The 15097-nt window shown below is 65.1% G+C and carries 12 protein-coding genes; 9 read left to right on the forward strand and 3 right to left on the reverse strand.

Features of this window, described 5'->3' with window-relative positions; all coding sequences use genetic code 11:
* Nucleotides 1-313 precede the first annotated feature (313 nt).
* Nucleotides 314-1282: a catechol 2,3-dioxygenase gene (locus IF809_RS14350; RefSeq protein ID WP_128967062.1), complete on the forward strand. Its 969-nt coding sequence runs from the start codon at nucleotides 314-316 to the stop codon at nucleotides 1280-1282.
* Here the strand turns inward: IF809_RS14350 and IF809_RS14355 are convergent.
* Complete coding sequence (locus tag IF809_RS14355) at nucleotides 1279-4791, reverse strand: molybdopterin cofactor-binding domain-containing protein (protein ID WP_462837897.1); 3513 nt, start codon at nucleotides 4789-4791, stop codon at nucleotides 1279-1281. The genes IF809_RS14350 and IF809_RS14355 overlap by 4 nt on opposite strands.
* Nucleotides 4791-5273 carry a (2Fe-2S)-binding protein gene (locus tag IF809_RS14360; protein ID WP_128967060.1) on the reverse strand — a complete coding sequence of 161 codons (483 nt, stop codon included), beginning with the start codon at nucleotides 5271-5273 and terminating at the stop codon, nucleotides 4791-4793. Before IF809_RS14360 ends, IF809_RS14355 begins: the two co-directional genes overlap by 1 nt.
* 243 nt (nucleotides 5274-5516) lie before the next feature.
* Here IF809_RS14360 and IF809_RS14365 point away from each other — a divergent pair, with 243 nt between their 5' ends.
* The 8 genes from IF809_RS14365 (at nucleotide 5517) to IF809_RS14400 (ending at nucleotide 13721) form a co-directional block, all read left to right on the forward strand.
* Nucleotides 5517-6974 (forward strand): 6-hydroxynicotinate reductase, encoded by a 1458-nt coding sequence (locus IF809_RS14365; protein ID WP_188637370.1) that lies wholly within the window; start codon nucleotides 5517-5519, stop codon nucleotides 6972-6974.
* Nucleotides 6971-7867, forward strand: a complete 897-nt coding sequence (locus IF809_RS14370; RefSeq protein ID WP_462837898.1) for a UPF0280 family protein — start codon at nucleotides 6971-6973, stop codon at nucleotides 7865-7867. The genes IF809_RS14365 and IF809_RS14370 overlap by 4 nt, the downstream gene beginning before the upstream one ends.
* A 15-nt stretch (nucleotides 7868-7882) precedes the next feature.
* Nucleotides 7883-8467 carry an amino acid synthesis family protein gene (locus IF809_RS14375; RefSeq protein ID WP_462837899.1) on the forward strand — a complete coding sequence of 195 codons (585 nt, stop codon included), beginning with the start codon at nucleotides 7883-7885 and terminating at the stop codon, nucleotides 8465-8467.
* 33 nt (nucleotides 8468-8500) lie between these two features.
* Nucleotides 8501-9703 (forward strand): ABC transporter substrate-binding protein, encoded by a 1203-nt coding sequence (locus tag IF809_RS14380; RefSeq protein ID WP_128967056.1) that lies wholly within the window; start codon nucleotides 8501-8503, stop codon nucleotides 9701-9703.
* A gap of 170 nt (nucleotides 9704-9873) precedes the next feature.
* On the forward strand, nucleotides 9874-11763 hold the full coding sequence (locus tag IF809_RS14385) for an ABC transporter permease (RefSeq protein WP_128967055.1): 1890 nt from the start codon (nucleotides 9874-9876) through the stop codon (nucleotides 11761-11763).
* Complete coding sequence (locus IF809_RS14390) at nucleotides 11760-12551, forward strand: ABC transporter ATP-binding protein (protein ID WP_462837900.1); 792 nt, start codon at nucleotides 11760-11762, stop codon at nucleotides 12549-12551. The genes IF809_RS14385 and IF809_RS14390 overlap by 4 nt, the downstream gene beginning before the upstream one ends.
* A complete protein-coding gene (locus tag IF809_RS14395) occupies nucleotides 12548-13252 on the forward strand; it encodes an ABC transporter ATP-binding protein (RefSeq protein ID WP_128967053.1) in 705 nt (234 codons plus the stop codon). Before IF809_RS14390 ends, IF809_RS14395 begins: the two co-directional genes overlap by 4 nt.
* Before the next feature lie 13 nt (nucleotides 13253-13265).
* Entirely contained in the window at nucleotides 13266-13721 is a 456-nt protein-coding gene (locus tag IF809_RS14400; protein ID WP_128967052.1) for a MarR family winged helix-turn-helix transcriptional regulator, read from the forward strand.
* A gap of 110 nt (nucleotides 13722-13831) precedes the next feature.
* On the opposite strand, the gene IF809_RS14405 is transcribed toward IF809_RS14400, so the two are convergent.
* Complete coding sequence (locus IF809_RS14405; protein WP_128967051.1) at nucleotides 13832-15028, reverse strand: amidohydrolase family protein; 1197 nt, start codon at nucleotides 15026-15028, stop codon at nucleotides 13832-13834.
* Between the last annotated feature and the right edge of the window lie 69 nt (nucleotides 15029-15097).

Consider the following 15097-nt stretch of genomic DNA (forward strand, 5'->3'; position numbering starts at 1 on the left):
GCGACAATTCGGTTATGAGCTTTGTTCCCAATGCATACTTGGGTGCGAAAACAGCTTGAAAATGCTGATTTTTGAGGCCATCGGGCGCTAAATTCGCATTAAGGAAGATTTTACCATCCGGGCAGTCCGCGGTGCATTCGGCGGGAAGGCTGGTGTTGCGGACCCGGACTTCTTGGCGGGCCGAGATGCGTTGATTTGTTGACGGGACCTAATCATTTGTACATTAGTACAAATAGATCTAAGGCCTCTGCTCAGGAACCATGCGCTCCGCGCCTGATCGCGCCTTCCCCGATCATTGCTTCAGGAGAAGACCATGCAGCCCGAACCAATCCTCGATCTCGCCCATCTCGGCCACATGGAGCTGCTGACGCCGAAGCCGGACGAGAGCCTGAAGTTCTTCGTCGACGTCATGGGCATGACGGTGAGCGGCCAAAAGGGCGAGTCGGTCTATTTGCGCGGCTGGGACGATTACGAGCGCTATTCGCTCAAGCTGACGGCGTCCAAGACATCGGGCATGGAGCATATGGCGCTGCGCGCGCGGAGCCAGCAGGCGCTGGAGCGCCGCGTTGCTGCGCTGAAGGGCTCGGGCTTCGACATCGGCTGGATCGACGGCGACATGGGGCAGGGGCCGACGTTTCGCTGCCGCGACCCCGACGGACACATCGTCGAGCTCTACTACGAGACCGAATGGTATCAGGCGCCGCAGGAGCTGAAGCCGGCGCTGAAGAACCAGGCGCAGCGCTTTCCCGCGCGCGGGGTCAATGTCCGCCGACTCGATCATCTCAATTGCCTTGCCGTCGACATCAAGGCCAACCGCGAGTTCTTCGAGAATTACCTCGGCTGCCGTCTTACCGAGCAGATCGTGCTCAACGACGGGCGGGAAGCGGCGATGTGGCTGACCATGTCGAACAAGAGCTACGACTTCGCCTACTCGCTCGATCATTCCGGCGTACCGGGCCGCTTCCATCACGTCACCTACGCGCTCGACAGCCGCGAGGAGATCCTGCGCGCCGCCGATATCTTCCTGGAAAATGGCGTGCACATCGAGACCGGCCCGCACAAGCATGCGATCCAGCAGACCTTCTTCCTCTATGTCTACGAGCCCGGCGGCAACCGCGTCGAAGTCGCCAATGCCGGCGCGCGTCTCATCCTCGCGCCGGACTGGAAGCCGATCGTGTGGACGGAAGAGGAGCGCAAGAAAGGCCAGGCCTGGGGCCTGAAGACGATCGAGTCATTCCACACCCACGGCACCCCGCCGGTGGAGATGAAGAAGCACGCTTAGTGTGCTGAGGCGCGCACCCGCGCGATCGTCTCGCGGACGCCGGTCCAGGCGGGCTTGTCCGGCGCGAATTGTCCGCGCAGGAAGTTGGCGAGCTGCTCGACGTGCGCGTCGCTCATGCTATTCCCAAAGGCGGGCATGTAGCCGAGATCGCTCGATGCGGGCTCAGTGATGCCGTGCAGGATCACCTGCACGAGATTGTCTGCTGTTGCGCTGTGCAGATTGCTGTTGAGCGCGAGCGAGGGGCGGCTCCCGAACAGCGGCAGGCCGCCGACTTCGTGACAGACGGCGCAGGCGCCCTCGTAAAGCCGCGCGCCGGTGGACGAGGCGACGGTGACTTGCGTTGCGCTCTCGAGTTTCGCGGCCAATGCGGGTCCATCCTTTGCGGCGTCGTTAAACGAGCCGAGATAGACCGCCATTGCGCGGATGTCCTCGTCGGGCAAGGCCTTGAGGTCGTGGACAACAGGCGCCATCGGGCCGGCGGCGACGCCGTGATAACGCGAATGGCCGGTGCGTAAATAGGCGAACAGCTCGTCCTCGTTCCACGGGATCGGCGCGTGCGAGTGCGATGTCAGCGGCGGCGCTTCCCAGCCTTCGGCAAATCCGCCGGCGAGATAGGCCTGGCGCTGTTCGGCGCCGAGCGCGTTGCGCGGCGAGTGGCAGCCGCTGCAATGGCCGAGCGCTTCGACGAGATATGCACCGCGATTCCATTGCTCGGATTTGGCGGGATCGGGCTTGAACTCTTGGGTCCGGTGGAAGAACGCGTTCCAGCCCGCAAGGAGCGGGCGCAGATTGAAGGGGAAGGTGAGCGAGTTTGCGGGCGCCGTTGCGCGCACGGCGGGCTGCGCCATCAGGTAGGCATAGAGCGCCTGCATGTCGGCATCGCTGGTCCTGGCAAAATGCGGGTAGGGAAAGGCGGGATAGAGCTGCCGTCCGTCGCGATGCAGGCCGTCGCGCATCGCGCGCTCGAAGGCGGGATACGACCAGGCGCCGATGCCGGTCTCGACGTCAGGTGTGATGTTGGTCGAATAGATCGTGCCGAACGGCGTTTCCAGCGCGCGGCCGCCGGCGTTGAGCATGCCGTCGATCGTGGTGTGGCACTCCGCGCAATTGCCGAGCGCTGCGAGCTGCGCGCCGCGCGCGATGGTCGCGGCGGAATAGACCGATGCATCGGGCCGGGCGATCGGTAGGATCGCGCGGCCCGGCAGAAGCGCAGCGGCGATGCCGATCGCCGCGGTGCAGACGGCCGCAATCGCAGCGAAAACGCCGGCGCGTCTGGCAAAGGGATTTTCCCAGATCCGCGATGGCTGCGGGGCGGTTGGCGCCGGCAGGGCCTGCGGCACGGGGGATGTTTCACCGCGCAATCCCTTCAGAATGCGCTCGGGCGTGAACGGCGGCTCGCGAAAGCGCACGCCGGTGGCATCGAAGATCGCATTCGCGATGGCCGCCGCTGACGGCACCGAGGCGGACTCGCCGACGCCGAGCGGCGGGTTATCTTGCCGCGGCAGCATCAGGACGTCGATCTTGGGCACGTCGGGAAAGGGGATGATGGGATAGGCGCCCCATTCGCGCGCTGCGACCGCGCCGCGCTCGAACGAAACCTCCTCCATCAGCGCGCGGCTGGTGGACTGGATGACATTGCCCTGGATCTGGTGGCGCACGCCGTCGGGATTGATCATCAAGCCGGAATCTTGCCCGGCGACCACCCGCGTGACGCTGACATCGCCGGTGGTCTTGTTAACGGAGACGTCGGCGACCCAGGCCGACCACGCCGCGCCATAACCTGGAAACTTGCTGTGGACATACAGCGCATAGGCAAAGCCGCGCCCGTGCACGATGTCGCCGTCCTTGTCTTCACGCACCGGCCGCGGCGTCCAGCCCGCGCGTTCAGCCACCGCATTGACGAGATCGACGGCGCGCTGGTCCTTCAGATAGCGCAGGCGATATTCGACCGGATCGACGCCCGCCTCGGTCGCTGCCTCGTCGATATAGGATTCGTGAGCAAACGTGTTCGGCAGCGCCGAGACGCCGCGAAACCAGGAGGCGCGCACGATCGGCGCCATGTCGTGGGCGACGACGCGCATGTGCTCGTAATCGTAAGGCGGGATCGCGGTGCGATCGCCCATCTGCAGCACGGCGGGCTCGGGTGAAATGCGGCCCGTGAGCAGCAGCGCCAGCGTCGGCGCGGCGTTCGAGGGATAGCGGGTGGCGAGATCGTAACCCGCGATGCCGCCATTGGCGTCGAGGCCGCCATTGACGTCGATGAGCTGCGCGGTGCCCTTAGGCTCCCAGGCGTGCTCCTGCTCGCGCGTCAACTGCACTCGCACCGGTCGGCCGACCGCACGCGACAACAGCAGCGCATCCGCGCTGACGTCATCGGCGCAATTGCGGCCGTAGCAGCCGGCGGCCTCGAGACGGATGACGTCAACCTCGCTTTCGGGACGCTCGATGAGCAGGGCGAGGTCGCTGCGCAGCACGTGCGGATTCTGCGTGCCGGACCAGACGCGGACGTTGCCGTCCTGGAAGTCGGCGACGGCGCAGGACGGGCCGATCGAGGCGTGCATCTGATACGGCCAGACATAGGTCCGCTGCATCGGCTTGGCCGCGCCTGATATCGCGGCATCGACGTCGCCCTTGTCGATCAGTGTGCGGGGCGTTGACGGATTGGCACGCAGCGCAGTCTCGACGTCGGCGAGGTCGGTCAGCGCCGGCGTGGGCTTCCAGCTCACCTTGAGCTGCTCGGCCGCGCAGATCGCGTTCTCTTCGCGCTCGGCGACGACGCCGACGAAATCGCCGATGCGCACGACGGCGACGAGCCCGGGGATGTCGCGCACGGAAGATTCGTCGATCGCGATGAGGCTGGTGCCGACGAACGGGCCGGCATCGACGCCGGCATAGGGCGGACGCACCACGCGGCCGTGCAGCATGCCGGGCAGGCGAACGTCATGCACGAAAGTCAGCTCGCCCGTGGCTTTGGCAGGAAGGTCGACCCGCGGCATCGACTGGCCGACGATGGCGTAATTGCCGACGTCCTTGACGGCAACGTCGTTGGCAAGCTCGAGGCGGATGGTCTCGCCGCCGATCAACTCGCCATAGCTGACGCTGCGATTACGGCCTCGGACGAGGCCGTCCTCGATCTTCAGGTCTTCGGCCGGCAGCTCCAACCGCTCGGCCGCGCGCGCGATCAGGAAGTGTCGCGCCTGGGCCGCGGCCTTGCGCAGCGGCACGGCAGTGATCTGGATGGTTTCGCTCGCAATCGTCGCGCCCTGGTTCGGCACGACGGCAGTGTCGCCGAGCACGACGACAACGCGCGCAAAGGACACGTCGAGTTCTTCGGCGACGATCTGGCCGAGGGCGGTGCGGATGCCAGTGCCGAGATCGACGTGGCCGTTATAGGCCGTGACCGAGCCGTCGGCTGTAATCCGCACGAAGGTCTCGGACGTGACCTCGTCCACGGTGCGGACGACGACGAGCGAGCCCCGCCCGGCTCCGTTCGAAACAGGGGAGGCCATCAATCAGCCGCCTCTGCGAGCTGGCCAGAAGCGCGCATCACGGCGCGCAGGATTTCGACGTGGGTGCCGCAGCGGCAGAGATTGTAGCGCAGCGCGGCCAGCACCTCCTGTTCTGATGGCTGCGGGTTGATCGCGAGGAGCGCCTTGGTGGTCATGATCATGCCGTTGAGGCAATAGCCGCATTGCGCGGCCTGCTCGTCGATGAAGGCCTGCTGCACCACGTCAGGCTTGTCGCGCGTGCCGAGCCCCTCGAGCGTCACGATGTCGCGTCCGGCGCAGCCGCTGATCGGAATCACGCAGGAGCGTGCGGCGACGCCGTCGATCAGGACAGTGCAGGTGCCGCATTCACCCAGGCCGCAACCGTATTTCGGGCCGTTGAGGCCGAGATCATTGCGCAGCACATAGAGCAGCGGCGTCTGGTTTTCTGCCGTGACGTCGTGGATGCTGCCGTTCACGGTGAGGCGGATCGGTGCCTGCGTCATCCTCGTTCCCAAACCTGCAGTCGCGAAAAGTCGATGTTGCGACGATACCGTTTGTACACAAACGTGCAAGCGGCCATGCCGCAGTGCAGCGCAATTGCCCGCTTTGTGGACAAGGCCGGGAGGCAAATGCAGTTTTATGCGGCAGGCGCATCTTTTCGCGCGCGGCGCCGCTTGACAGCTTTCAGGACCGCGCGCAACATCGTTCGTATACGAATGATAACCGCAGTGTCTGCCGGCTCTCACATGGTGATGGAAACAACAAGCGCTGCCACCGACAAGATCCGCTGCGATGCCTGTCCGGTGATGTGCTACATCAAGCCGGGCGCAGCAGGCGCCTGCGACCGCTATGCCAACCACGGCGGCAAGCTCGTCCGCGTCGATCCCCATGTGATCCTGGAGCGCACCGTCTCGCACGGCGGCAAGCTCGTGCCGTTCAGCCGCACGGAAGACTGGGACGGCAAGATCGTCCACGAGCCTTCGACCTTCGTGACGGCGATCGGCGCGGGCACGACCTATCCCGATTACAAGCCGGCGCCGTTCATCGTCTCCGCGGAAGTCGATGGCGTCGACATGGTGACGGTGGTCACCGAGGGCATCTTCTCCTATTGCGGCGTCAAGGTGAAGATCGACACCGACCGCTACCTTGGGCCGGAGACCGCAACGGTTCGCGCTCAGGGCGAGGCGGTCGGTCACGTCACCACCAGCGAATACGGCTCGCAGATGCTGTCGCTCGGCGGCGTGCATCATCTCACCGGCGGCTCCAAGAAGGAGGGGCGCGTCACCTGCGACACGCTGATGGATCTTGCCAATTGCAGGGCGGTCGAGCTCACCATCGACGGCGGCGCTACGGTGGTGGTGCAGGCCGGCCAGCCTCCTGTTGTCAACGGCGAGAAAGAAGAGCGCATGCGCGTCGGCTGCGGCTCGGCGACCATCGGCATGTTCGCCAAGCAATGGCAAGGCAAGGTCGACGAGGTGGTGGTGGTCGACGACCACATCACCGGCGTGCTGAGCGAGCACCAGGCTGGCAAGCTCCTCGACATCGCCGACACCGGCATCAAGATGAAGGGCCGGCGCTCGACGCCCGGCCGCTATTTCCAGGTCGCCGATCCTGGCACCGGCTGGGGCGGCACCAATATCTCCGATCCGCTGTCGATCCTCGGTCCATTCGATGCCAAGGAGGCCAGGCCGGGCCTCACCATGCTGATGGTCTCGACGACGGGCGAGCATTCTTCTTACTATGTGCTCGATGACGCCTTGAAGCCGGTCGAGACCGAGATGCCTGATGATCTGAAGTTCTCGGTCGAGCGCATCCAGGAGAATTGCGAGCCGGCGCTGTGCACGGTGCTGTTCATGGCCGGTGCCGGCGGCTCGTTGCGAGCGGGTGTCACCGATAATCCGGTGAGGCTGACGCGTTCGGTGAAGGATGCGCTGACGCGCGTCACCAGCGGCGGCGCGCCCGTCTATGTCTGGCCGGGCGGCGGCATCACCTACATGGTGGACGTGACGCAGATGCCGTCAGGTGCGTTCGGCTATGTGCCGACGCCGGCGCTGGTGGCGCCGATCGAGTTCACGATGAAGCTGTCGGACTACGCCGCGCTCGGCGGGCACATGGACTATGTGAAGCCGCTGTCCGAGGTGCAGAACGGTGACGATGTCCGCCAGCTGCCCTGGCAGAATCCGATCCCGGGACCGCGGCCATGACAAGGCTCCCGCAAATCGCAATGCTGTCCGATGGCCGGCGGCTGCATTTGCAGGATGGACCGATTGATCTGATCATCGAGGCGAGGGGGCCCGCGCACGAGGTGCAGGCGGCCTATGAGGCCGCGGCGCGCCGATTGACCGGGCTGCTCGACGAGCTCTGTGCGGAGCTGCCGGAGTTGCGGGCGGCCGCAGGGGAGCGGACGTCGCTCAGGGGCATGGTCGCGCGCCGAATGCATGCGGCTGTTGCGCCTTACGCCTCCGATTGCTTCATCACGCCGATGGCCGCGGTGGCGGGAAGCGTGGCCGAGGAGATTCTCGGCGCGATGCTGGACGCCGCGTCGCTCGACCGCGTCTATGTCAACAACGGCGGCGACATCGCGCTGCATCTCGGGCGGGGCGAGCATTTTGCGGTCGGTCTGATGGACCGCCCTGACAGTGACGGCGTGATCCGCACGATGAGGGTCGATGCGGACGATCCCGTGCGCGGCATCGCAACCAGCGGACGCCATGGCCGCAGCTTTTCCCTGGGCATTGCCGATGCGGTGACGGTACTGGCCGCCACCGCATCGCAGGCCGATGCGGCGGCGACGATCATCGCCAACGCGGTCGACCTGCCGGGCCATCCCGGCATTATCAGGCAACCCGCCAACGAGCTCCAGCCCGACAGCGATCTCGGTGCGCGTCTCGTTACCTGCAACGTCGGTCATTTGTCACAGAGGGATATCGCCGCAGCGCTGGAATCTGGCGCGGAATGTGCACGGCAATTATTCGATCGCGGATTGATCGAGGGTGCCGTGCTCAGGCTTTGTGGTGATATGCTTGTCGTCGGAACCAAGGATATAAGAGAGCAGCGATCGCGCCCGCTTGCGCTGGAGAACGCGGTCGATGCCTGAGCAGGGAAGCGAAGCATGAGCGCGATCATCCGCAAGATCGTCACCGTCGTCGAAGAGACGCAGATGGAGATGGGCCGCCAGGTCTCGCCGCCGACTCGGCGCGCCGCGGCGATCGCCGTGATCGAAAATCCCTTCGCAGGGAAATACGTCGAGGACCTTTCGCCCTTGATCGCGATCGGCGAGGAGCTCGGTGAGCTCCTGGCGAAGCGCGCGGTAGCCGCGCTCGGCATCGACGGCGCGAAGGTCCAGAGCTACGGCAAGGCCGCAGCCGTCGGCGAGAACGGCGAGCTGGAGCATGCCGCGGCGATCCTCCATCCCAAGATGGGCGCGCCGGTGCGGAAGGTGCTGAGCAAGGGTGCGGCGCTGATCCCGTCGTCGAAGAAGCGCAGCGGCCCCGGCACGACGCTGGATATTCCGCTCGGCCACAAGGATGCGGCTTTCGTGCGCAGCCATTTCGATGGCATGGAAGTGCAGATCAACGACGCGCCGCGCGCCAACGAGATCATGGTCGCGGTCGCCGTCACCGACAGCGGCCGTCCGCTGCCGCGCGTCGGCGGATTGACGATCGGCGAAATCAAGGGCGAAGACGGTTTGCGTTAGAAGACGCAAGAGAGTTCAAAATTGGAGGTAGGGATGCGAGCACGAAACTATTTTGTCGGCGCGGCCTTCGCGCTTCTGGCTGTGGGCATCGGCCATTCGGCTGTGGCGGAGGACATCAAGATCGGCGAGATCAACAGCTATTCGCTGTTGCCGTCCTTCACCGAGCCCTATCGCAAGGGCTGGCAGCTCGCGGTCGAGGAGATCAACGCAGCCGGCGGCATCAACGGCAAGAAGCTCGTCGTGATCTCCAAGGACGACGGCGGCAAGCCGGCCGATGCGCAGACCGCGGCCAACGAGCTCGTCTCCAGCGAGGGCGTCGCGATGCTGACGGGCACGTTCCTGTCGAACATTGGCCTCGCGGTCAGCGACTTCGCCAACCAGAAGAAGGTGTTCTTCCTCGCGGCCGAGCCGCTGACGGACGCCGTGACCTGGGCCAAGGGCAACAAGTACACCTTCCGCCTGCGTCCCTCGAACTACATGCAGGCTGCGATGCTGGTGGAAGCTGCCAGCAAGCTGCCGGCCAAGCGCTGGGCGACCATTGCGCCGAACTATGAGTACGGCCAGTCGGCCGTCGCGGTGTTCAAGAAGCTGATGTCGGAGAAGCGTCCTGACATCCAGTGGGTCGACGAGCAGTGGCCGCCGCAGGGCAAGATCGACGCGGGTCCGGTGGTGCAGGCCGTGGCGCAGGCCAACCCGGAAGCCATCCTCAACGTCACCTTCGGCCCCGACCTCGTCAAGCTCGTCCGTGAGGGCAATACCCGCGGCCTGTTCAAGGGACGCGAGGTCGTGTCGTTCCTGACCGGCGAGCCCGAATATCTCGATCCGCTCAAGGACGAGACGCCCGAGGGCTGGATCGTCACCGGCTATCCCTGGTACTCGATCAAGACGCCCGAGCACGATGCGTTCCTGAAGGCGTATCAGGCCAAGTACAACGACTATCCGCGCCTCGGCTCGATCGTCGGCTACCAGACCATCAAGGCGGCCGCTGCGATCATCGCGAAGGCCGGCTCGACCGACACCGACAAGATGATCGCGGCGGCCGAGGGCATTTCCATGCCGTCGCCGTTCGGCGAGATCACGTTCCGCAAGATCGATCATCAGTCCACGCTCGGCGCCTTCGTCGGCAAGACCGCGCAGAAGGACGGCAAGGGCGTGATGGTGGATGCGTCCTACAAGAAGGGCGCGGATTATCTGCCTGGTGACGCTGAAGTCGAGAAGCTGCGGCCGAAGGACTGATGCTTCCTCACTTCTCCCTCGCCCCGCTCTTGCGAGGAGAGGGTTGGGGTGAGGGTCTCTCTCCACGCTCCGCGCTCGTGGAGAGAGCCCCTCACCCGGATCGCAAGGGCGATCCGACCTCTCCCCGCAAGAGCGGGGAGAGGTGAAATTCAGACCAACCCGGACCGCCGATGGCCTTTTACGTCGTACAGTTTCTGACCGGTCTCGCCAGCGCAGCGTCGCTGTTTCTGGTGGCCTCGGGCCTGTCGATCATTTTTGGCGTGACGCGGATCGTGAATTTCGCGCATGGCGCCTTCTACATGATCGGCGCCTATATCGCCTTCACGCTGACCGAGCGCTTCTCCGGCGCTTTCGGCTTCTGGGGCGGCGTGGTCGTCGCGGCGCTGGCCGTGGCGTTGATCGGCGTCTTCGTCGAGATGGTGCTGCTCCGGCGCATCTATCACGCCCCCGAACTGTTCCAGCTGCTCGGCACCTTCGGCCTCACGCTGATGGTCGAGGATCTCGTCGTGCTGATCTGGGGGCCCGACGATCTCGTCGGCCGCCGGGCGCCCGGCTTCAGGGGCGCGATCGATTTCTTCGGCCAGAACATCCCGAGCTACGATCTGTTCCTGATCGTGCTCGGCCCCGTCGTGCTCGGTGTTCTCTGGCTGCTGTTCCAGCGCACGCGCTGGGGCGTCTTGGTGCGCGCGGCGACGCAGGACCGCGACATGGTCGCGGCGCTCGGCGTGAACCAGAAATGGCTGTTCACCTCGGTGTTCGCCGTCGGTGTTTTCCTCGCAGCCCTCGGCGGCGCGCTCCAGATCCCGCGCGACGCCGTGCATCATGCGATGGATCTGCGCATCATCGTCGAAGTCTTCGTCGTCGTCGTGATCGGCGGGCTCGGCAGCATTGTCGGCGCCTTCGTCGCGGCGGTGCTGGTGTCGGAGCTCAACGCCTTCGGAATCCTGATCTTCCCGAAAATCTCGATCATCCTGGTCTTCCTGGTGATGGCGGTGGTGCTGATCGTCCGTCCCTGGGGCCTGTTCGGCAAGCCCGAGGCCGCCGCGCGCAAGACGCCGGGGCTGTCAGTCAATCCGTGGCGGCCGCTGACGTCGAACGAGCGGTTGGCGGCGCTTGCCGCACTTGTCGTCGCGGCGATGCTGCCGCTGTTCGCCGGCAATTACGCGCTGACCGTCGGCTCGGAGATCGCGATCTTCGTGATCTTCGCCGTCAGCCTGCATTTCCTGATGTCGGTCGGCGGGCTCGCCTCGTTCGGTCACGCCGCCTATTTCGGTTTGGGCGCCTATGGCGTGGCGTTCCTTGCCAAGATGGCGGGGCTGCCGATGATCGTCTGCCTGTTGCTCGGGCCGCTGCTCGGCTGCCTGGGGGCGGCGGTGTTCGGCTTCTTCGCCGTGCAGCTCTCCGGCGTCTACTTTGCGATGCTGACGTTGGCCTTCGCGCAGATCGTGTGGTCGATCGCGTTCCAGTGGGTGAGTGTCACCGGCGGAGACAACGGCATTCTCAGTGTCTGGCCTGCGAGCTGGGCGGCAAGCCCGTCGCACTTCTACTGGCTCGCGCTTGGGATAGCCGCGTTGGTCACCATTGCGCTGCGGATCGCGGTGTTCTCACCGTTCGGTTACGCCCTGCGCGCCACGCGGGACTCGGTGCTGCGCAGCGAGGCGGTCGGGATCAACGCCAAGCGCATCCAGTGGACGGCCTTCGTGATCGCGGGCACCACCGCGGGCATCGGTGGTGCACTGTTCGCGTATCTGAAAGGCAGCGTCTTCCCCGACAATCTCGGCATCTCGCTCTCGGTCGATGCGCTGGTCATGGTGCTGCTCGGCGGCGTCGAAACGGTGTCGGGCGGAGTGATCGGCGCGATCGTCTACAAGGCTCTGAACATCTGGCTGGTGAGCCAGACCGATCTGTCGAAACTGGTGCTCGGCGGCTTCATCGTGCTGATCGTCGTCGTCTTCCCCAAGGGTATCGTTGGCATGCTGGAGATTTTGGCGCAACGACGTCGCAAGTCATCGCCGCCGGGATCGTCCCTGCTTGCCAAGCCGATCGAGTCCGCCGAATGAGCGTCGCACCCCCACTTCTCGCGGTCGAAGGCCTGACCAAATCCTATGGCGGCATTCATGCCGTGCGCGGCGTCTCGTTCTCGCTTCAATCAGGCGAGATACTGGCGCTGATCGGCCCGAATGGCGCGGGCAAGAGCACCTGCTTCGACATGCTCAACGGCCAGAACCAGCCTGACTCCGGACACGTCCGACTGCTTGGCGAAGAGACTATCGGCAAGAAGCCGCGCGACATCTGGCGCATGGGCGTGGGCCGCACCTTCCAGATCACCGCGACCTTCGCCACCATGACGGTGCGCGAGAACGTTCAGGTCGCGCTGATTTCGCATGGGAAACAGCTCTACAATCTCTGGGGCTCCGCGCCTGATATCGATCGCGCCGAGGCCGGCCGGCTGCTCGAACTGGTCGGCATGGGCGGCTACGCGGACCGCCCCTGCGGCGAGCTCGCCTATGGTGACCTCAAGCGGCTTGAGCTCGCGGTCGCGCTCGCCAACGATCCAAAGCTGCTCTTGATGGACGAGCCCACCGCCGGTATGGCGCCGCGCGAGCGGGTCGAGCTGATGCGGCTCACGGCTCAAATTGCCAAGGAAAAGTCGATCGGCGTGCTCTTCACCGAACACGACATGGACGTGGTGTTCGAGCATGCCGATCGCATCATCGTGCTCAACCGCGGCACGCTGATCGCCGAGGGTTCGCCTTCCGAGGTGCGCGGCAATCCGCAGGTGCAGGCGATCTATCTCGGCGAGGGCCTTCTCTACGATGCCCAGCATCGCGAGGGGGCCTCGGCATGAAGCTTTCGGTGCAAGACCTCAACAGCCATTATGGCCCTGCGCACATCCTGTTCGACATCGGATTCGAGGTCGGCGAGGGCGAGGTGGTGGCGTTGCTGGGCCGCAACGGCGCCGGCAAGTCGACCACGTTCCGCTCGATCGTCGGGCTCGTCGCGCAGCGCACCGGCCGGATCACCTTCGAGGGCAAGGACGTCTCGGCAAAGCCGACGCACGAGATCGTGCGCGAAGGGCTCGGCTATGTGCCGGAAGAGCGCCGCATCTTCACCGATCTCACGGTGGAAGAGAACCTCGAAGTCGGCCGCCAGCCGAAACGTCCGAACGCTCCCTATTGGACGCGCGACAAGCTGTTCACGCTGTTTCCCAATCTCGGCGAGATGAAGAACCGCCCGGGCGGGCGGATGAGCGGCGGCGAGCAGCAGATGCTGACCATCGCCCGCACGCTGATGGGCAATCCGTCGCTGGTGCTGTTGGATGAGCCGTCGGAAGGCCTGTCGCCAAAGATCGTGGAGCAGATGGTCGATGCCATCCTGACCATGAAGAAGGAGGGCGTCAGCATCGTCGTCTCCGAGCAGAATCTGCACTTTGCGCGGTTGATCTCTGATCGCGCCTACATCATCGAGCGCGGCCGCATCTGCTTCGGCGGCACCATGGCCGAGCTCGACGCGCGTCCGGATATCCGCGACGCGCATCTGTCGTTGTAAGGGCGGGGGACGGATGGCGAGAAGCGTCACGGCGAAGAAGAACGTCAAACCGGCAAAACCGCCTTACGTGCTCGACGAGCAGGTCGGCTTCATCCTGCGCCAGGTCTGGCAGCGCCACAGCTCGATCTTCTCGCGCGATATCGGCACCAACCTGACGCCGACACAGTGGGCCGCGCTGTCGAAGCTCGCCGAGACCGGGCCGTGCTCGCAGAACCAGCTCGGCCGGCTGACGGCGATGGATGTCGCCACCATCAAGGGCGTCATCGACCGCCTGACGGCGCGCGGTCTCACCGAGACCAGCCAGGATCCCGAGGACGGGCGACGGCTCCTGGTGAGCCTGACGCGCGCCGGTCAGCAGCTTGCGGAAAAGCTGGCGCCGAACGCCATTGCGATTACCCGCGAGACGCTGGCGCCGCTGGATGCCAAGGAGCGCGAGTTGCTGATGGCGCTGCTGAATAAGCTAAGGTGATGGTCTTGTAGGGTGGGCAAACGCGCAACGCGCCGTGCCCACCTCCTTTGTCCATTTGCAAAGACGTGGGCACGCTTCGCTTTGCCCACCCTACCGCATTATGCTTTGGCTCACTTCGCCACCACCTCCGGCACCTTGCCGGCCGGCGGGGTGTTGCGGCTGCGTTGAGTCCGCACGATGCCGTCGATGATGGTCATGCCGATGCCGGGGAGGTCGCCGAGCTGGACGCTCTCCAGAATGTTCTTGCCGGGCGAGTGCTGCGCCTTGTCCATGATGACGAAATCGGCGGAGCGGCCGACTTCAATGAGTCCGCAATCGAGCTCGCGCATCCGCGCGGTATTGCCGGTGGCCAGACAGAACGCGATCTCGGCCGGCAGCTCGCCGAGCGAGGACAGCATCGAGACCATGCGCAGGATGCCGAGCGGCTGCACGCCTGAGCCGGCGGGCGCGTCGGTGCCGAGGATGACGCGGTGCAGGTCGCCCATCTCGCGCGCGGTGCGCAGCGTGAACAGGGCCGAGCGCTCGTTGCCGTTGTGAACCAGCTCGAGGCCGCGTTTACAGCCCTCGCAGATGCAACGGATCTGATCGTCGGGAAGCGCCGTGTGGCCGCCGTTGATATGGCCGACCACGTCGGTATCGGCCTCCAGCACCACGTCCTTGTCGATCAGGCCGGAGCCGGGGATCGAGGGGCCGCCGGTATGGATCGTGCTCTGGATGCCGTATTTGCGCGCCCAGCCGACCATCTTGCGTGCGGTGGGACCGTCCTTGACGCCGCCAAGGCCGACTTCGCCGAGCAGCTTGACGCCGTTGGCGGCCATCTCCTTGAAGTCTTCCTCGACCATCTCGCATTCGATCACGGGCGCGCCGGCGTGAACCTTCACGCCGCCCGGTCGCAAGGTCCAGAACGCGCGCTGGGCGAACACGGCCATCGCCTTGAGGCCGACGACGTCGCGCGGGCGGCCGGGCATGTGGACTTCACCCGCCGAGATCATGGTGGTGACGCCGCCATGGAGGTAGCTGTCGATCCAGTTGATCTGGTTCTGCCGCGGCGTCCAATCGCCGGCGACGGGGTGAACGTGACTGTCGATCAGGCCCGGTGCGACCGTGGTGCCGTGGGCGTCGACGATGGTCGTGGCACCTTCGACGTTGCAGTCCTTGAAGCGGCCGATCGCGGTGATCTTGCCGTTCTCGGCGACGATGGTGTCGCCGTCCAGGATCGGCTTTTCCAGGGCGCCGGAGAGGATCAGGCCGATATTGCGGATCACGAGCTTCGAGGGTCCGGCGGCCTGGGGTGCGTCATGCGCCATGGAAGGGGCTCCTTATTCCTAACTGCAACGCTAGCGATCTTGGGCAGCCTTGACCGCGGGATCAAGCAG

The organism is Bradyrhizobium sp. UFLA06-24, from assembly GCF_054967145.1.